At 75.7% G+C, this 18,978-nt stretch carries 12 protein-coding genes; 4 read left to right on the top strand and 8 right to left on the bottom strand.

Going from position 1 to position 18,978, the window contains the following annotated elements; translation table 11 throughout:
- Window positions 1-170: 170 nt before the first annotated feature.
- Window positions 171-1,148, top strand: coding sequence for a 2,3,4,5-tetrahydropyridine-2,6-dicarboxylate N-succinyltransferase (gene dapD, locus WA788_RS08345; protein WP_335973406.1), 978 nt, complete (start codon window positions 171-173; stop codon window positions 1,146-1,148).
- Between the two features lie 40 nt (window positions 1,149-1,188).
- Here the strand turns inward: dapD and WA788_RS08340 are convergent, their stop codons facing one another.
- Genes WA788_RS08340 through WA788_RS08330 form a run of 3 tightly spaced genes read right to left on the bottom strand, consistent with a single transcriptional unit; the run spans window position 1,189 to window position 4,689 of the window.
- A complete protein-coding gene (locus WA788_RS08340) occupies window positions 1,189-2,478 on the bottom strand; it encodes a hypothetical protein (protein ID WP_335973403.1) in 1,290 nt (429 codons plus the stop codon).
- 46 nt (window positions 2,479-2,524) lie between these two features.
- Complete coding sequence (locus tag WA788_RS08335; protein WP_335973400.1) at window positions 2,525-3,166, bottom strand: histidine phosphatase family protein; 642 nt, start codon at window positions 3,164-3,166, stop codon at window positions 2,525-2,527.
- Window positions 3,163-4,689, bottom strand: a complete 1,527-nt coding sequence (locus WA788_RS08330) for an FGGY-family carbohydrate kinase (protein WP_335973397.1) — start codon at window positions 4,687-4,689, stop codon at window positions 3,163-3,165. The genes WA788_RS08335 and WA788_RS08330 overlap by 4 nt, the downstream gene beginning before the upstream one ends.
- Window positions 4,690-5,018: 329 nt before the next feature.
- Between WA788_RS08330 and WA788_RS08325 the strand changes: the two genes are divergently transcribed.
- The 3 genes from WA788_RS08325 (at window position 5,019) to WA788_RS08315 (ending at window position 8,438) form a co-directional block, all read left to right on the top strand.
- A complete protein-coding gene (locus tag WA788_RS08325; protein ID WP_335973395.1) occupies window positions 5,019-5,810 on the top strand; it encodes a DeoR/GlpR family DNA-binding transcription regulator in 792 nt (263 codons plus the stop codon).
- Between the two features lie 49 nt (window positions 5,811-5,859).
- Window positions 5,860-6,876, top strand: a complete 1,017-nt coding sequence (locus tag WA788_RS08320) for a 2-hydroxyacid dehydrogenase (RefSeq protein ID WP_335973394.1) — start codon at window positions 5,860-5,862, stop codon at window positions 6,874-6,876.
- Between the two features lie 107 nt (window positions 6,877-6,983).
- Complete coding sequence (locus WA788_RS08315) at window positions 6,984-8,438, top strand: FGGY family carbohydrate kinase (RefSeq protein ID WP_335973391.1); 1,455 nt, start codon at window positions 6,984-6,986, stop codon at window positions 8,436-8,438.
- A gap of 76 nt (window positions 8,439-8,514) precedes the next feature.
- Here WA788_RS08315 and WA788_RS08310 read toward each other — a convergent pair whose 3' ends face one another.
- From WA788_RS08310 to WA788_RS08290, 5 genes are read right to left on the bottom strand one after another with little or no spacing between them, the layout of a single operon-like run.
- Window positions 8,515-12,720: a glycosyl hydrolase gene (locus WA788_RS08310; protein WP_335973389.1), complete on the bottom strand. Its 4,206-nt coding sequence runs from the start codon at window positions 12,718-12,720 to the stop codon at window positions 8,515-8,517.
- Entirely contained in the window at window positions 12,704-13,606 is a 903-nt protein-coding gene (locus WA788_RS08305) for a carbohydrate ABC transporter permease (RefSeq protein ID WP_335973385.1), read from the bottom strand. The genes WA788_RS08310 and WA788_RS08305 overlap by 17 nt, the downstream gene beginning before the upstream one ends.
- A complete protein-coding gene (locus WA788_RS08300; RefSeq protein ID WP_335973381.1) occupies window positions 13,603-14,520 on the bottom strand; it encodes a carbohydrate ABC transporter permease in 918 nt (305 codons plus the stop codon). The genes WA788_RS08305 and WA788_RS08300 overlap by 4 nt, the downstream gene beginning before the upstream one ends.
- Window positions 14,517-15,824 carry an ABC transporter substrate-binding protein gene (locus WA788_RS08295; RefSeq protein ID WP_335973379.1) on the bottom strand — a complete coding sequence of 436 codons (1,308 nt, stop codon included), beginning with the start codon at window positions 15,822-15,824 and terminating at the stop codon, window positions 14,517-14,519. The genes WA788_RS08300 and WA788_RS08295 overlap by 4 nt, the downstream gene beginning before the upstream one ends.
- Window positions 15,821-18,817 (bottom strand): alpha-L-rhamnosidase, encoded by a 2,997-nt coding sequence (locus WA788_RS08290; RefSeq protein ID WP_335973376.1) that lies wholly within the window; start codon window positions 18,815-18,817, stop codon window positions 15,821-15,823. Before WA788_RS08290 ends, WA788_RS08295 begins: the two co-directional genes overlap by 4 nt.
- Between the last annotated feature and the right edge of the window lie 161 nt (window positions 18,818-18,978).

Genomic DNA, 18,978 nt, shown 5'->3' with positions numbered 1-18,978 from the left:
CGGCGCGCGTCCGCGCCCTTGCGCCCGGGCCGGGCCTGATGGGAGGACGGGGAGGCGGACCTGAAACGTTATGGGTTCCACCCCCCGCGGCCGGCCGGTTCCCGAACCGGTCGGCCCGTCGCCGCGAGCGGGTTCGCCCCGCCCCGCGGGGACCGGCTAGCTTGAGGGGCATGACTGACATCCGCCCTGGTGCCGCGGCCGCCGGCCTCGCCACCGTCGCCGACGACGGCACCGTCCTTGACACCTGGTACCCCGCTCCGGAACTGGCCGGGCAGCCCGGGCCCTCGGGCACCGAGCACCTGAGCGAGGAGCGCGCCGCCGAGCTGCTGGGCGCGGCCGCGCCGAAGGCACTGGGCCCCGACCCGCGCCGGGGCGTGCGGGTCGTCGCGGTCCGTACGGTGATCGGCTCGCTCGACGACAAGCCGCTGGACACCCATGACGTCTACCTCCGGCTGCACCTGCTCAGCCACTGCCTGGTCCGGCCGAACGAGCTGAACCTCGAGGGCGTCTTCGGGCTGCTCGCCAACGTCGCCTGGACCTCGCTCGGGCCGGTGCCGGTGGCGCACCTGGAGCAGACCCGGCTCGCGGCGCGCGCGGAGGGCACGCACCTGTCGGTGTTCGGCGTGGACAAGTTCCCGCGGATGACCGACTACGTGGCGCCCGCGGGCGTGCGCATCGCGGACGCCGGGCGGGTCCGGCTCGGCGCGCACCTCGCTTCGGGCACCACCGTCATGCACGAGGGCTTCTGCAACTTCAACGCCGGGACGCTGGGCACCTCCATGGTCGAGGGCCGCATCTCGCAGGGCGTCGTGATCGGCGACGGCTCCGACATCGGCGGCGGCGCGTCGATCATGGGCACCCTGTCCGGCGGCGGCACCCAGCGCGTCTCGGTCGGCGAGCGCTGCCTGCTCGGCGCGGAGTCCGGGCTCGGCATCGCGCTGGGCGACGACTGCGTGGTGGAGGCGGGCCTGTACGTCACCGCCGGCACCCGGGTCACCCTCCCCGACGGCGAGATCGTCAAGGCGGTCGAGCTGTCCGGCGCCGACAACCTCCTCTTCCGCCGCAACTCCACCACCGGCAAGGTCGAGGTCCTCCAGCGCACCGGCTCCTGGGGCGGCCTCAACGCGGCCCTGCACGCCCACAACTGACCCGCCGCCCGACCTACGCCCGCCTGGTCCGCGGGCCCTCTCAGCGGGGGCCGCCGCGCAGGGAGGACAGGACCAGGCGGCCGTAGCGGGTGGTGAGGGCGGCGGCGGTGGCCGCCAGGGAGGCGGCCAGGGCGATCGTGAGGTCGGCGGCACTGGTGTCGCCGAGCACCTGGAGGACGGACAGGGCCGTGGAGAGGGGCAGGCCGAGGATGGTCAGCACACCCAGGGCGCCGGCGATCTGCTGGCTCTCCTGGTTCTGCGCCAGCCGCGCGTAGTCGGCCGCCTCGGTGAGGATCTGCTCGAAGCGGGCGGGCAGCTGGTGCCGGGTGTGGAAGTCCAGCAGCAGGTTGTTGGCCGGGCCGTGGGCGCTGAGGTGCTGGCGCCAGTAGGTGCTGCGGAAGACCGCGATCCGGCGTTCGAGGTCGGCGGAGCGGCGGGCCAGACCGGTGGCGCCGAAGACCGAGGACAGGTCGTCGGTCAGCTCGTCGATGTGGTCGCGCTGCGCGGTGCCCAGCAGCAGCGCGTCGAGGTAGGTGCCGCGCGCGTTGGCGAGGGCGCGGTCGTAGAAGTCACCGGGGCCGGTGTCGCGGCGGTGCCCGAGGAAGGCGGCGCCCTGGCGGAGCACCAGCGCGCTCCAGTCCGCCGAGATCCGGCTCACCTGCGACCGTATCCGGGCCAGCGCCTCCGGGGCCGGCGGCAGGTCCGACGGGCTGCCCCGCGACGCCAGCGCGCGCAGCAGCAGGTCGGCGTCGAGCGGCACATCGGCGGTGTCGCCGGCGCGCATCACCCGGGTCAGGTGGTCCGGGGGCGTGAGGAACGCGACGGTGTACGGGCGGGAGAGGGCGAACGGCCCCGCCGGCGTCGCGGTGTCGGCGGCGCCCGCGAGCAGCGCCGCGGGCGCGAACGGGCCCGACAGCGGGTCCGGGTCGATGGGCTGCCGGCGCCGGCTGACGGCCCGCAGCAGCGGCAGCAGCGGCGCCCCGGCGACCGTGAAGTGCAGGACGGCCAGGCCCTGTCGGGGTGAGCGGCTGGTCGGGGTGCGCAGCAGCTCCATCCCGTCCAGCCGCATCGGCCCCTGCTGCGGGGCGGGGTCCGGCCGGGTGTGCCAGCGCCGGTCGTACAGGGCGCGTCCGGCGGAGGCGGTGAACAGGCCGCGGCGCGCGGCCTCTTCGGCCGCCGCGTCGGGGTGGGCCACCGGCAGCGGGCCCTTCGGCCAGGGCGGGTCCGCCGCGATCCGTACCGGCACCAGCACCGCCAGGATCTGGCGGGTGCCCTCCGCGGCCATGAAGGCGCGCGTCAACTCCTCGTTCCGGCCCCCCGGTTCAGTCACCCCCACACCCTCTCGCCCGCGCTCGGGGGCGCGCAACCGGATGTCCTTATGGTTGCCAGGTGGGGACGTTGAGCGTCAGGAGCGACGCCGTCGTGGCGGACAGCCGCAGTTCGGTGGTGGCGCAGTTGCGCAGTGCGGGGAAGACCCGGCGGTAGTGCTGCGCCGGGATGCCGAGCAACTGGCACAGGACCAGCCGGAACAGGGTGTTGTGGGCGACGACGAGCACGCGCCGGCCCCCGTGGGCGGCCGCGACCCGGCGCAGCGCCGCCGCGCCGCGGGCCGCGGCGGCGAGCGGGTCCTCGCCGCCGGGGAACGGGTGCGCGGCCGGGTCGGCGGTGAAGGCGGCGGCCGCCTCGGGGTGCGCGGCGCGCAGTTCGGCCATGGTGCGGCCCTCGGCGATCCCGAAGTCGGCCTCGGCCAGGCCGGGTTCGACGGCGGGGAGGAGCCCGGTGGCGCGCGCCGCGGGTGCGGCCGTGCGCCGGGCCCGGGACAGCGGGGAGGTGACGATGGCGTCGAGCCCGGCGCCGCCGGCCCAGGCGCCGAGTGCTTCGGCCTGGTCCAGCCCGCGCGCGGTCAGTGCGATGTCGCTGACGCCGGTGTAGCGGTTCTCCTCGTGCCAGACGGTCTCGCCGTGCCGGACCAGGAAGAGCGTGGCCGCGGGGGCCGCAGGCGGAGGGGTGGCGGTCATCCGTGCTCCCGTGCGTAGGCGGCCGTCTGCGCGGGGAGCCAGCCGCGGTGCTCCCATGCGTCCAGCAGCGCCCGGAACGGCTCGTCGAACCGCCGGCTCGCCTCGGGCCGCGGATCGAGGACCGTCCGCACCTTCACCATCGGCCGCAGCCGCGACCAGCCGTCCGGCCCCGACGCGCCGGCCGACCCCGACGCGCCGTCCGGCCCGGCGCCGTGGGCGGCCAGCACCGCCATCCCCAGCGCGGAGTCGGCGTGTTCGGGCACCGCGGCCTGGCGGCCCAGCACGTCGGCCCGCAACTGGTTCCAGTAGGCGCTGCCGGTGGCGCCCCCGGTGAAGGCGACCGGCCCCTCGATCCGCGCGCCGAGCTGCCGCACGTACGCCAGGCACAGCCGCTCCACGTACGCCACGCCCTGGAGCAGCGAGGCGTGCAGGTCGGCGTCGCCGGACGGGGTGCCCAGGGTGAAGGGTTCGGCGTCGGGCGCGAGGAAGGGGAAGCGCTCGCCGCGCGAGACGAGCGGGTAGGACAGCACGCTCGCCGGTTCGTGGGCGGCGGCCGCCCGGTCCAGCCGGGCCAGGTCGGCGCCGGGGAACGCCCGGGCCAGCGCGCCCGCGCCGACGCTGGAGGCCCCGCCCGGCAGCCAGTTGCCGTCCGCGGCACGGTGGTTGTAGAGCACGCCGGCCGGGTCGGTGAGCGGCTGCGCGGTGACGCCCTTGAGCACCAGCGTGGTGCCGAGCACGCTGTTCCACTGCCCGACGTCCCAGGCACCGGAGCCGAGTTGGGCCGCGCAGCCGTCCGTCATGCCCGCCACGACCAGGGTGCCCTCGGCCAGGCCCGTGGCGGCCGCGGCCTGCGCGCACACGGTGCCGAGCACACTGCCGGGCGCCACCACCGGCGGGAACTCCAGCTCGGCCAGGCCCAGTTGCTCGTGGAGAGCGTGCGGCCACTCCCGGCGGCGCAGGTCGTAGCCGGTCTTCAGGGCGTGGCTGGAATCGGCCGCCACCGGGTGCCCGACCAGCCGGCTGGTGACGAAGTCCGCCTGGTGGCAGACCCGGGCCCCCCGCAAGGCGGCCGCGCCGCCGCGGTCTTGGTGCCCGGCCAGCCACAGCAGCTTCGCCAGCCCCCAACTCGGCTGGATGCGGTAGCCGAGCGCGTCCCACACCTCGGCGCCGGTCTCCTGCGCGAAACGCGCCTCGGCCGACGCCCGCCCGTCGTCGTACATCAGCGCCGGGGTCAGCGGCTCGCCCTGCGCGTCGGTGAGCAGGACCGTCCCGGAGGTGGCGCAGACCGCCAGGCCCCGCACCCGCGCGGGCGCCACCGTACGCAGCGCCCCGGCCACCGCGGAGGTGACGCCCTGCCACCAGTCGGAGGGGAGCTGCTCGTGCCGGTGGCCGTCGCGGTGGCCGGTCAGCGGCGCGGAGCCGCGGCCGAGCACCTGGCCGCCGCCCGCGACCACCAGGGCGCGTACGCCCTGCGTCCCGAGGTCGATCCCCACCCACAGGTCCTGGCCGGGCGTGTCCGTCACGGGCTCGGGTCCTCTCGTTCGTCGTCCGCTCGCCGCACGTTCGCCGCCCGGTGGCGCGGGGAGGCTTTTCACACCGCGACCACAGCCGGGCCGGTGCCGGTCCAAACGGGCCCGCGAGCGCCGATATCCGGCCTCCCACCTGCCCAGAGGCGGAGGCGCGGGCCGCCCGACGCCTTGACCGGGCCGCCGCGTGTGGTGAACACTGCCGAACGCTACCTCAGTATTGAATGTTATATCCACAGTGCAGACTGTTATGGGCAGGCCGTCGCGCGCACCGACCGCGGCGGACCGCCGTCGTCGGTCGCCGGATCGGAACGGGAACCGCAGGGATGCCACAGGACAAGAACCGCCGGGGGCCGTCGCAGCGCCGCCGCGAGCTGTCGGACCACGTGCTGGCCGAGGGCTCGGTCTCCGCGTCCGTCCTGGCCGAGCGGTTCGGGGTCAGCCTGATGACGATCTACCGCGACATCGACGAGCTGGAACGGGAGGGCATCCTGCGCAAGTTCCGCGGCGGCGTCACCGTCCAGCCCTCCGGCGTGTTCGAGAGCAACGTCGCGTTCCGCAAGAAGACCATGCGCGCCGAGAAGGAGGCCGTCGCCGCGAAGGCGGCCACCCTGATCGAACCCGGCATGTCCGTGATGATCGACGACTCCACGACCGCCCTGGAACTGGCCCGGCTGCTGCCCGGCATGGAACCGCTCACCGTGGTCACCAACTTCCTCGAAGCGCTCAACCTGCTCTCCGACGAGCGCGGGCTGCACCTGATGGCGCTGGGCGGCGACTACGACCGGCTGCACGACTCCTTCCTCGGCGTGCCCTGCGTCGAGGCCGTCGAGGCGCTCCGCGTCGACCTGTGCTTCGTGTCCACCTCGTCGGTCTACGGCTCCTACGCCTACCACCAGGAACAGCGCATCGTGGCGGTCAAGCGGGCGATGCTCGGCGCCGCCGACCGCAGCGTCCTGATGATCGACCACTCCAAGCTGGGGCGCACCGCGCTGCACCGGCTGGCCCCGCTGAGCACCTTCGACCTCGTCGTCGTCGACGACCGCACCCCGCCCGACGTCCTGCGCTCCCTCGACGAGAGCGGCGTCCCCTACGAGACCGCTCCGACCGGGACGTGAGAGCGCCCCGGCCCGAGCACGCGACCGACCGATGAAGGAGACCTCGGCCATGAGAATCCTCGCAGCGGGCGACCACTTCGTCGCACCCGACCTGTTCGCCCGGGAACTGGCGTCCGAGATCGGCGCCGGCCACAGCGTCGAGCACCTGCGGCTGCCGTGGCCGCTCACCCCGTTCGGCCCGGTCGCCGAGGTCGACGAGGCGTCCGGCGACGAGGACACCATGCTCGCCGCACTGGGCGGGGCGGAGGTGTGCGTCACCCAGATGGGCCCGGTGACCCGCAGGGTCCTGGACGGCGCCCCCGACCTGCGGCTGGTGGTCGTCGGCCGCGGCGGCCCGGTCAACGTCAACCTGGAGGCCGCCAGGGAGCACGGCGTCCAGGTCTGCAACACCCCCGGCCGCAACGCCGCCGCCACCGCCGAGTACACCGTCGGCATGATGCTCGCCGCGATGCGCCGCATCCCCGAGACGTCCGCCGCGCTGGCCGCCGGCCGCTGGGCCGGCGAGTTCTACACCTACGACAACTGCGGCCCGGGCCTGGACGGCGCCCGGGTCGGGCTGATCGGCTGCGGCGCGGTCGGCAGCAGGGTGGCTCGCGCCCTGACCGCGTTCGGCGCCCGGGTGCGGGTGTACGACCCGTACGCCGACGAGCAGGTGCTGCGCGCGGCCGGCGAACCCGTCGCCGACCTCGACGCGTTGCTGCGCGAGTCCGACGTGGTGTCCCTGCACGCGCGGCTGACACCGCAGACCCGCGGGATGCTCGGGGCCCGCGAGCTGGCGCTGCTGCCGGACGGCGCGGTCGTCGTCAACTGCGCCCGCGGCGCGCTGCTGGACGAGGACGCCCTGTGCGACGGCCTGGAGACCGGGCACCTCGCCGCCGCCGCGCTCGACGTCTTCGCGGTCGAGCCCCCGCCGCCGCACTCCCGGCTGCGCACCGCCCCGCGCCTGGTCATGACCCCGCACCTGGCCGGCGCGAACACCTCCGTCGCCCACAACGCCGCCCGGATCGCCGCGGCGGAGGTCGGCCGCTTCCTGCGCGGCGAGCCGCTGGCCCACCGCGTGGCGTAGGCGCGCCGCCTGCTCCCGCCGTACCTCCCGCCTCACCCGCAAGCGGCGTTCGCGCCCTGTGCACGTGGTTCAGCCGAAGGTCTTCCAGCCGAGGGAAGGAACGCACGGTGTTCGTCGGAGTGGACATGGGGACATCCGTCGCGAAGGCGGCGGCCTTCGCCGAGGACGGCACGACCCTGCGCGTGGAGTCGGTGCCGATCGCGCTCGGCGGGCACGGCGAGGCCGTCGAGCAGGACGTCGAGGAGGTCGCGCGCGCCGCGACCGCCGTGATCGGCGCGGTCACGAACGGGCAGCGGCCCGCGCTGGTCGCCGTCACCGGCCAGGGCGACGGCCTGTGGCTGGTGGACGACCGGGGCCGGGCGGTGCGCCCGGCGATGTCGTGGATGGACGGGCGGGCCGGCGTCCTCGTCGCCGAGTGGATGGCCGACGGCACCGCCGACCGGCTCTACCACCGCACCGGCAACGTGCTCTTCCCCGGCTCGCCCGGGCCGCTGCTCGCCTGGCTGGACCGCCACGAACCGCACGCCCTGGACGCGGCGGCCACCGCCGCCTGCTGCAAGGACGTCATCCACCTGCGGCTGACCGGCGAACGCGGCACCGACCTGTCCGACGCGTCGGTGCCCTTCCTCGACCCGTGCACCCGCACCTACGCCCCCGACGCGCTCGCCGCGCTCGGCGTCGCCCACCGCGCCGGGCTGCTGCCGCCGATCGCCGCCACCCTGCCGTACGGGCAGGCCCGGGCGGGCACCGCGGGCCTGCCGGACGGCACCCCCGTCACCGGCGGCCCCTACGACCTGCCGGCCTGCGCGACGGGCGCCGGGGTCACCGAACCCGGTGACGGGCTGCTCATCGTGGGCACCACGCTCGCCTGCCAGGTGGTCGTGGCGGACGTCGACCTCGAAGGCGACCCGGTGGGCTTCCACCTCGCCACGGCCCGCCCCGACCGCCACCTGCGGGCGCTGCCGGCGATGACCGGGACCGCGGCGCTGGAGTGGGTGCTCGGGCTGACCGGCACGACCCACGACCAGCTCTCCGACCTGCTCGACGCCTCCCCGCTCGGGGCCCGCGGCGTGGCCGCGCTGCCCTACCTGTCGCCGTCGGGCGAGCGCGCGCCCTTCGTCGACCCGGCCGCGCGCGCGGAGTTCACCGGGCTCGACCTGCGGTCCACCTCCGCGGACGTGGTCCGCGCGATGTGCGAGGCGATCGCGTTCGCCGCCCGGCACTGCCTCGAAGCGGCCGGGCTCACCGGGCAGTTGGCGGTCTGCGGCGGCGGCGCCCGCAACTCCGGGTGGCTGCGGCTCTTCGCCGATGTGCTGGGCCGCCCGCTGCGGGTCGCGCGCGGCCCCGAGCCCGGCGCGCGCGGCGCGGTGCTGGCCGGCCTGGCCGCCCACGGCGCCGCGATCGGACGGGCGGTGGACACGGCCGCCTGGACCGCGCCCGAGGCCGTGGTCGACCCCGACCCCGCCGCTGTCGCCCACTACGAACAGGGCTACGCCGACTACCTGTTCAGGGTCGGCTGCGCCCGGGACCGCTGGCGGGGCCCGCAGTCCAGCCGCCCCTGAGGCGCACGCCACGACCCTGTCGTGCGGTCGGCGAGGCGTCGCCGCGTGCGGTGGGCGCGGCACGCGCCGGGGCGGGTCAGGCGTCGCGGGAGCCGCCACCGGCAGCGGGCGGCGGGGCGTCGGTGAGCAGCCGGACCGGGCCGAGCAGGCCCGAGACGCGCTGGCCGGGGAAGACGAAGTGCGTGGGGCTGGTGGCGTCCAGCCAGGGCGCGAGGGTGCCGAACACCGTGACGTCCACCGTGTTCGGGCCCGGCGCCACCAGCCCGGTCAGGTCGAAGACGTACGGTCCGCAGATCCGCACCCCCGCCGGGACGCCGCCGACCGCCACCTCCGCGGTGCCGCGGACCCGGCCGAGGTCCAGGCGCACCCGCCCGGCCGCGGCCGGCACGTGGAGGACCCGCCGGTAGCGGACCCCGCCGCTGTACCCGGCCAGGCCGCGGTCCTCCCAGTCGCCGACCGCGATCCGGCCCGGGCCGACCTCGCAGCGCAGCGGCCCGGCCAGGGCGGCGCCGCCCTCGCACCCCGGCTCCGGGACCAGCCGCAGCGCGGCACGGCGCACACCCGGCAGGTCCGCTCCGGCGGCCAGACACGCGGACAACGTCTGCCGTCCGCGGGCGCCGGACGTACGGCCGCACTCCTCGCCGTCGACGAACAGCGTGCCGCCGCCGTACACGTCGACCGCCACCCGTACGGCGCCGGGCGGCAGTTCGCACCACAGCCACTCCACCCGGGGCCGGGCCCGCCCCGGCACCGCGAACCCCGCGGGCAGCACGGTGCCGTCGTCGGCGTCCGGGTCCAGCCAGGCCGCGCCCGGCAGCGGGTGCGGCCGATGCCACAGGTGGAGGGCCGCCGGGTCGCCCTCGGGCGCGCGCCGCACCACCGGCGGCACCCGTACGCCGCCGCGCTCCGCCCACCAGCGGCCGTCGCTGTGGAAGGCCGCGGCCACGGCTCCGGCGGCGTCGTGGCAGCGCGCGTCCACCAGCACCGCCAGGCCGTCGCCGCCCGCGCCCTCCACCACGATCTCGTTGCGGCCCGCCCGCAGCGCCGCGGCCACCTCGTGCCGCCGCACCCGCGGCACCGCGTGCTCCACGTACGGGTCGAACCCGCCCTGGCGGCCGACCACTTCGCCGTTGACCCGCAGCACGCACCGGCCGAGGGCGGCGACCTGCACCACGGCGCGCGCGGGCCGCCGCGCCAACGTCACGGAGGTGCCCACGCGTACGGCTCCTTCAACGGCCTCATCAGGCGGGGGAGTCGCGGTGATCCACTCCGGGCGGCGGTAGCGTGCCGCGTCCCGGACCAGCGCCATGTGCACCCGCAGGTCCGTGTCCTGATGCGGCGTCAGATCCAGCTCCAGCGGGATACGGCCGGGCGACAACCGCACCCGGCCGAGGGCGAGATGGCCGCCGTCCGCCAACTCGACCGGCCGCCCGGCCAGCCGCACCGCCTTCGCCGCGGTGGCGCCGACCGCGAGGTGCCCCTCGAACGCCGCCGGAAGCAGCAGGTCCGCGGCCACCCGCCGGGTCGTGCCCGCGGGCGTCGGACCGACGTGCACGAACTCCTCCGGCACGTGGCCCTTCGGGCCGAGCACCGCCCGGTGCACCGGGTCCTTCCGGATGCCGCGCGTCTGCGACCACTCCAGCACCCGCACCGACTTCCCGGCCGCGCCCCGCAGCACCGCGTGCGGCCCGAACGTGGCGTACACGCCCACCGCGTCCGGCACCGCGCCGCTGCCCGCCTCGGCCCATCCGTCCCGCACGCCGTCCTCCCCGGCCGCCTCCACCCGGTGCCGGAACGCGTGCACCTCGGTGCGGACCAGCCCGGGCTGTTCGGGCCGATTGCCCGCCGGACGGTCGAAGTCGCCCCAGGAGTTGTCGGCGGTCGGCACCAGCACCGACTCCCACGCGGTGCCGGGAGGCAGCGTGGTCACGTGGACGGGGGCGCCGTCCCGCGACGGGCCGCCGCCCACCGGGTCCGTTCCGGCGGTCGGCGGGAGGAGGAGCAGGAGCGCGGCGGGGCCGGCGTCGAAGGGGACCTCGATGTCGTGGTGTCCGGGGGAGTCCGGGGCGGGGGTGGGGGTCAGGGTGCGGGGGGCGGCGCCGAACGGGTCGAGGAGGAGGGCGGGGCCGGGCGCGGGTCCGGTGCGTACGCGCACGCGGGCGGTGGGGGCGTAGCGGGCCGGGTCGAAGTCGTAGCGGGCGTCGAGCCAGCCGAGGGCGGCGCCGCGCGCGTCGGGGGCGGCGACGCGGGCGCGGGTCGCGCGGGGGGAGGCGGCCGTCAGGAACACGACCGTGGTGCCGGCGACCTGCCGGACGAGCGCGGGCACCGTCGCCTCGACGCGCGGCCGCGGACCGGCGGTGGCGTCCGTCAGCCGGCCGGGCGAGGCGACGAAGGCGGCCCGCCCGTCGGCGAAGCACGCCCGCAGCGCGCCGAGGGCCTCGGCGCCGCCCGCGCCGACCGCCTCCTCGGGCAGCGCGCCCACCGCGACGACCCGGCCGCCGGCGGTCGCGAACTGCGCCAGTCGGCGGGCGGTGTCCGCGGTGAGGACGGTGCACGCGGGCAGCAGGACCGTCGCGTAGCGCTCCTCGGCGACGCACAGCCGCGGCCCGTCCCCCGATCCGCCGCCCGAACCGGCCGACGATCCGTCCGCGGGCGCGCCGCCGTGTACCTCCGCCCGCGCCAGGGAGTCGTCGTCGATCACGTCGGCGTCGCGACCGAGCCGGTCGAGCACGCCGGGCCGGGTGCGGAACCAGGCCATGTCGCCGACGAGTTCGAGATACGTCTCCTGGGCGCGGGCCGCTGCCGCCGAGACGCCGTCCAGCGCGGTGCCGGCCTGCGCGGTGGTGGTGGGCGCGAGCACCGCGGTGTCGCACAGGTGGCGGCCCAGGCCGAGCACGGCGCACAGCCGGGTGACGGCGGCGGCGAAGACCCGGTAGTGGCGCCAGTACGGCTGGCGCCAGTCGGTGCCCGGCGGCGCCCACTCCCACCAGCCGCCCTTGGTGGTGCTGTACACCGCGTGCGGGTTGTACAGCGTCGCGCCGGCGCGCAGCCACGGCAGCAGCCAGTCGTAGGTCTCCTCCAGGGTGCCGCCCCACCCGGTGGAGTGGAACGCCTCGATCCAGGTGCGGCGGCGGCCGTAGAGGTGGGCGAGCGAGGAGTGCACGCGGGCGTCGCCGTGGTGGTCGCTGCCCGGCGCGGAGAACCAGCGGTGGGTGCGGGCGTAGTCGGCGTAGAGCTGGACGCCGCCGACGGGGTGGCCGGCGCGGGCCGGGTCCTGCTGGTCGCAGCCGACGAGCAGCCCGTGCCGTTCGTGCCAGGCGGCGAGCGGGCGGAAGAACGCGGCCTCGGCCAGCTCCGCCCGGGTGAGCTGGTAGTCGTGCCGCACCTGGGCGACGCCCGGGCCGGTGCCGGCGGGATCGGTGCCGGCGGGATCGGCGCTCGTACGAGGGGTGCCGCCGTCCGCGTACAGGGCGGGCAGATGCGGCCGCAGGTCGTAACCGCGCCGCCGCGCGAACTCCTCGGCGAACTCCGCCGACCAGGTGGGCAGGGACGGCAGTTCGTCCTGGAAGGAGCCGACGACCACGCTGCCGAGCCGGTCGCCGAGGTGCCGCTCGAACGCGCCGTGCACCCGGTCCAGGAGCGCCGCGCACGCCTGCGCGCCGAGGTAGTCGAAGCCGCGCGCCACATGGTGGTGGAGCGTCAGCCGCCAGTGCCCCGGGCCCGGCGGCCGCACCGCCCGGCCGTCGACGGGGAGGTGCACCGCGGGACCGGCCGGGCGGCCGGCGGCGGACAGCGGTACGGCGTGGCCGGCGACGGGCTGCCCGTGCGCGGGGCAGCGCAGCACACCGGTGCCGTCCACGTCGGCGCGGACGCGTTCCAGCGCGCGCCCGCCGTAGTCCGGCCGCTCGTCGACCAGCCGGGCCTGGAGGTCGGCGCCGGAGAAGCCCAACTGGTCGTAGAACCACAGGAAGACGCCCAGGGCGGCGGCGTCCTCGCACACCCCGTCGAGCAGTTCCCACCAGGCGGCCGACATGAAGGGCGGGTCGTCGGCGTCGGACCCGAACAGCGGCCCGGACGGTGCCAGGTTGAGGATGACGAGGTGGAACACCCCGCCCTCGGCGAGGCGTTGGAGCTGCGCCCGCAGCCGGGCCCGCTCCAGCCGCTCCCCGCTCCACCACCACAGCGCGGCCGGCGAGAAGGCGCGCGGCGGGTCGGCCATGACCGCGGCGATCTCCGCGGGGACCGCGGGCCCGGCGGGCGGGCTCTCAGCCCTTGAGGCCACCGGCGAACCCCTTGATCACGTAGCGCTGGAGCAGCAGGAAGACCACGAGCACCGGCAGCGCGGCGAGGACCAGTCCGGCGAAGACCAGGCCGTAGTCGGAGACGTACTGCCCGACGAAGGAGAAGACCGCCACCGGCACGGTCTGCTTGCCCGAACCGCCCAGGTACAGCAGCGGGGTGAAGAAGTCGTTCCAGACGAAGACCGCGTTGAGGATGATCACGGTGCCGGTGACCGGCCGCAGCAGCGGGAAGACGACCCGGGTGAACGCCTGCCGGTGGTCGCAGCCGTCGATCAGCGCGGCCTGCGCGTAGTCCCGGGGCAGCGCCCGGATGAAGCCGGTGTAGAGGAAGACGGTGAACGGCATCTGGATGCCGGTGTAGAAGAGGATCATGCCCTGGTAGGTGCCGAGCCAGCCGAGGTCGTCGACCAGCTTGTACAGCGGGATCATGCCGAGCTGGAAGGGCAGCACGATCCCGAGCAGGAACAGCACGTACAGCCCGTAGCCGAGGCCGCTCGCGCACCGCGCGAGGTAGTAGGCGCCGGTGGAGCCGACGACGACCAGCAGCACCAGGCTCGCCGCGGTGATGACCGCGCTGTTGACCAGCGCCGAGCCGAGCGACGCCGACGACCAGGCGTCGCCGAAGTTGCCGAACGTGGGTGACGTCGGCGGCGACAGCGGCGAGTCGGCGATCTGCTGCGGGTTCTTCAGCGCCAGCGTCACCAGGGCGTACACGGGGAAGAGGAACGCGACGGCGGCCGCGACCATCACCAGCTCCAGCAGGTAGCGCCCGTAGCCCGGCCGTCGGCGCCGGCGGCCGGGCGCGGCCACCGGGCGCCCAGCGCCGCCGGCGTCCGCGCCGACCGGTCCGGCCGTCGCGGCGGTCACGCGGCGACCTCCCGGGCCCGCAGGTAGTGCAGCTGGACCAGGGAGACCGCCGCCACGAACAGCGCGAGCACCAGCGCCACTGCCGTGCTGTAGCCGAACTTCCCGTACACGAACGCCTCCTTGTACAGCACCGTGGACAGCGTCTCGCTCGACGTGCCGGGACCGCCGTCGGTCGCGGCGTACACCTGGTCGAAGAGCTTGAGGCCGCCGATCGTCGACAGCATCAGGTTCACCGTCAGCGCGGGCGCCAGCAGCGGCCAGGTGACGTAGCGGAACCGCTGCCAGGTCCCGGCGCCGTCGATCCGCGCCGCCTCCTGGAGCTCGGGCGGCACGTCCTGGAGCCCGGCCAGGAAGATCACCATCGAGTAGCCGGCGTACTGCCAGACCACCATCGCCGCCACCGACCACAGCGTCAGCGACGGGTCGCCCAGCCAGTCCTGCCGCAGGCCGCCGAGCCCGACCGCGCCGAGCACGCCGTTGAGCCCGGCGCCGCTGTCGGGGTTGTAGACGTACTTCCACAGGAACGCCACCATCACCGGGCTGACCACGGCGGGCGCGAAGAAGACCACCCGCAGCAGCGTCCTGGAGCGGATGTTGGCGTTGACACCGAGCGCCAGCAGCAGCCCGACGAGGTTCTGCACCACCACGATCGCCACGGTGAGCAGCAGCGTGTTGCCGATCGACTGCACGGCCCGGTCGTCGTGCAGCAGAGTGTGGAAGTTGGCCAGGCCGACGAAGGAGAACGACCCGATGCCCGACCAGTCGGTGAACGCGTAGACCACGCCCGCCACGCTCGGGTAGAGCACCACGAGCGCGTACACCGCCAGCGCGGGCAGCACGAAGACCCACGGCGGCACCGTGGGGTCGCGCCGGCGCACCCGGACGGCGGGCTTCACGGCAGCCGCCCGCTTCACGACGCCTTCCTGTACGCCTTGTCCATCTGCGCCAGCGCGCCCTTGACGTCGGTGCGGCCGGCGAGCAGGTCCTGCACGGCGGCGAAGTGGGCGGGCTGCACCTCGGCGTTGGGCCAGCGCTGGTCCATGAACGGCACGGCGCGGCCCGCGTCGATGATCGGCAGGAAGGGCGACAGCACCGGGTCGAGCTTGGTGGTCGCGTCCCGCGAGAAGGGGATGGCGGACACCGCCGACGCCCAGGCGTTGAGGTTCTTCTGCTCGCCGAGGAACGCGACGAACTGCTTGGCCTTGGCGGCGTTCCTCGCCCGCGCGGAGACCCCGAGCCCGACGACGATGCCCGCCGGTATCCACAGCTTCGACGCGTCGTCGCCGCCGGGGAAGGGGAACATGCCCAGGTCGTCGGGGGACTTCGCGGCCTGCCGGAAGTTGGCGAGCACCGAGGTGACCTGAACGGCCATGGCCGCCTTGCCGGTTGCCACCATCGAGGTCTGCTGCTCGTACGTGGTGCCGTCCGGGTGGTCGTTGAAGAAGCCGCGCTTCTGCAACTCCAGGTAGCGGCCCATCGCGTCGGCCCAGCCCGAGCCGGCGAACGTCGCCTTCCCCGCGGCCATCTCGTCGTCGAAGTGCGGGTCCTTCGCGTACACGGCGTTGGGCACCAGCGCGTAGGTGATGAGCTGGGTGACCCAGGGCGTCTGCGCGCCGAGCGCGATCGGGATCGTGCCCTTGGCCTTCAACTTGCCGCACACATCCAGCAGTTCGGACCAGGTGCCGGGCGGCTCCACCCCGGCGTCGGCGAACGCCTGCTTGTTGTAGATGGCGCCGATGACGCTGCTGCCCGCCGAGTACAGGTACGTGTGGCCGTCCCTGCGGTAGGCGGCGTCGAAGTTCTTCGGGATGGTCTTCGTCCACGCCTGGTCGTCCAGGTCCGCCAGCAGCCCCGCCTTGGCCAGCTCCACCATGGACATCGCGCTGCCGCTGCCGGGGTAGAGCACGTGCACGTCGGGGGCGTTGCCGCCGGCGAGCTGGGTGCGGACCACCGTCTGCACCTGGTCGGTGGGCGCGAAGGAGGTGCTGAAGGAGACACCCGGGCGGCTCTTGCGGTAGGCGGCGATCAGCTCGGTGACCGGCTGCTGCTCGTCGGCCACCCCGACGACCCGCACCTTGCCGCCCGAGCCGCCCGACCCGGAGCAGGCCGCAAGGACCGGGGACAGCGCGGCCGCGGCCGCGACACCGCCACCGGTCCGCAGCAGTCCTCGGCGGCTGACTGCGCCCTGGCCGGGCAGGCTGCGGGAACCCGTGCTCATGCTGTGTCCTCCTCAGGGTGGCCGGCGGGCGGGAGTGCCGCCGCCGGGCGGTACACGGCGGTGAAGTGGTAGGTGCCGGAGGCGACGTGGCGGTGGACGTGACCGGGGACGGGGGAGGGGTCGGGTGCGGGGCTGAGTCCGGGTGCGGGTGGCGGGGCCGGCGCGGACCCGGGCCCGGCCGCGGGTACGGGTACGGGTTCCGGGCGGCGGCCCGGCGTGCGGGACGGCTCGGCGCTCTCGCGGACCGAGTCCGGATCGGTGGTGGGCACGTACACGTCGGCGGTGGCGCCCGGCGGCACCTGCACGCGCAGGCTGATCCGGCCGCCCTCGCGCCGCCACCGCACGTCGACGGTGCCGCGCGCGGACTCGTATCGGGCGCCGGCGTGGTCGAAGGCGCCCGGGCGGGGCCGGACCAGCAGCCGCCGGTACGCCACGGAGTCCGGGTGCTGGTCCAGGCCCGCGACACCGCGGTAGAGCCACTCCCCGACGGAGCCGAGCGCGTAGTGGTTGAAGGAGTTCATCGCCGGTGCCCGGAAGCCCGCCTCGGGGGTCCAGCCGTCCCAGCGCTCCCAGATCGTGGTGGCGCCGTGCCGCAGCGGGTAGCGCCAGGACGGGACGTCGGTGCGGCGCAGCAGCGCGTGGGCGAGGTCGGCGCGTCCGTACGCGTCGAGGACGGGCGCGGCGAGCGCCACCCCGAGGAAGCCGGTGTGCAGGGCGGGCCCGGCCGCCTCGACGAGTTCGGCGAGCCGGCGGGCGGCGGGGGCCGCGAGGCGCGCGGGCAGCAGGCCGAAGGCGAGTGCCAGCAGGTAGCCGGTCTGGGTGTCGCCCGCGATCCGCACCTGCCGCGGGCCGCCGCCGTCGCTGTCGTGGGCGATGCCGCCGTCACCGCCGCCGTGCGGTTCCGTGGTGACGAAGCGGGCGGTGAACGCGGCCCGTACGGCGGCGGCCAGCCCGTGGTGCTCGGCGGCGACGTCGTGCCGGCCCAGCTCCTGCGCGGCCAGCGCGGTGAGGTGGGCGCTGTGCGCGAAGTACGCGGTGGCGACGACCTCGCGCGGGGTCGGCGTGCCGGGCGCGAGCCAGTCCGCGAAGTGCGGGCCCACCCGGTTGCGCCACACCAGGTCGGGGTTGTGCCGGTGGACGAGGGCGACCCAGGCCCGCATCGCGTCCAGCGCCCGGCTCAGGAACCGCCGGTCGCCGTACGTCCGGTACAGGTGCCAGGGCACGATGACGCCCGCGTCGGCCCAGCCGGGCGCGCCCTCGTCGGCGACGCCGGCCAGCCGCGGCGCCACGTTGGGGAACCCGCCGTCGGGGGTGCGGGCGTCGGCGACGTCGTCCAGCCACTTGGTGAAGAAGGCCGCGACATCCGCGTTGAGCGCCGCCGTGGGCAGGAAGACCTGCGCGTCGGCGGTCCAGCCCAGCCGCTCGTCGCGCTGCGGGCAGTCGGTGGGCACGCTCACGAAGTTGGAGCGCTGGCCCCACTCGACGCAGGAGTGCAGCCGGCGCACCTCCGGGTCCGAGCAGTCGAAGGAGCCCGACCAGGCGGTGTCGCTGTGCAGGGCGACGGCCACCACGTCGGTCGCCGACAACTCCGGCATGCCGCTGATCTCGGCGTAGCGGAAGCCGTGGTAGGTGAAGCGCGGCTCGAACTCGACCCGGTCGCGGCCGTCGCCGACCAGGACGTCGGTGGCCGCGGCCGTGCGCAGGTTGGCGGTGTACAGGCGCTGCCCGTCGAGGACTTCGGCGTGCCGGACGACCAACCGGGCGCCTTCGGCGAGGCGGTTGACGGTCAGCCGGACCCGCCCGGCGAGGTTCTGCCCGAAGTCCACGATGTGGGTGGCCGGTCCGACCCGGGTGATGGCGGCCGGCGGCAGCTCCGCCATGGCCCGCACGGGTTCGTCGACGGCGGCGACCAGGGTGCGGTGGTCGGCGTCCACCACCAGGGCCGGCGCCCAGCGGCCCGCGTCGTAGCCCGGCAGCTCCCAGCCGTCCGCGGCCCGCCGCAGGTCGTGGCACTCGCCCTTGAGCAGGTCGGCGTACCGGATCGCGCCGGTGCGGGTGCGCCATGTGCGGTCGGTGACCACGGTGCGCACGGTGCCGTCGGCGGCGGTGAGGTGCAGTTCGGCGAGGAACTGCGGGCGGGTGCCGTAGTGCGCGCCGGCCCGGCGCGGCTCGAAGCCGACGAAGCCGCTCCACCAGCCGTCGGCGAGCGTGGCGGCCAGGACGTTCTCGCCGGGGACGACCAGCTCCGTGACGTCGTAGGTCCGGTACTGGACGCGGCGGGTGTAGTCGGTCCAGCCGGGGTCCAGTTGGGCGTCGCCGACCCGCGTGCCGTTGAGGTGCACCTCGTACAGGCCGCGGGCGGTGACGTACAGGCGGGCGCGGGCGAGCGGGGAGGTGCCCGGGGTGCCGGCCGGGCCGGGGAAGGCGCGGCGCAGCAGCGGACAGGGCGACAACCCGTAGTCGTCCAGCGCGAGTTCGCCCTCGGTGGGCGCGTCCATGACGTCGACCGGGTTCGGGTCGTGGGTGATCCAGGAGGCGCGCCACTGCGGCGGGCCCGACCCGGGCGCGCCGCCGGGCGGGCGCATCGCCATGCCCGTCTCGAACCAGGAGGACGCGGCCGCCGGCGGCCCGCCCGCCGCCGCCCACACCTGCACGCGCCAGTGGTAGCGGGTCCGCGCCCGCAGCGGCCCGCCCGCGTACACCGCGCCGACCGCGCCCGCGTCCTCGACCCGGCCGCTGTCCCATTGCGGGGCGCCCGCCGGGCCCGGCTGCTCGCCGTCCCGCTCGTCGTCCAGGGGCTGTTCGGCGACCACCACCCGGTAGGCGGCCGGGGCGTCGCCGCGCAGGTCCGACGCGAGGCGCCAGGACAGCAGCGGGGCGCCGTCGTCGATGCCGAGGGGAGTGGTGCGGTGCTCGCACCGCAGGGCGTACGGCCGCAGTGCGGTCACCGGCACGTCCTCCTTCCACACCATCTGACGCGTGAAGACGATCACCGTGGATGTGAAAACTAACGGCCATTCTGTGGCGTGGAGACTATGATCCCCCTGTGACGGGTGTCAATAGCCGCGTACGGCCGCCCCCACGGGGGCCTCGAACACCCGAACCACCCGCCTGACGCCCTCTTGTCGCCGGCGCCCCCCTGGTGATATCCGCA

Origin of the sequence: Streptomyces sp. CA2R106 (assembly GCF_037034245.1) — a bacterium.
GTDB lineage: Bacteria > Actinomycetota > Actinomycetes > Streptomycetales > Streptomycetaceae > Actinacidiphila.
Note: the sequence above shows the minus strand (reverse complement) of the source record. Positions and strands in the feature narration are given on the sequence as shown.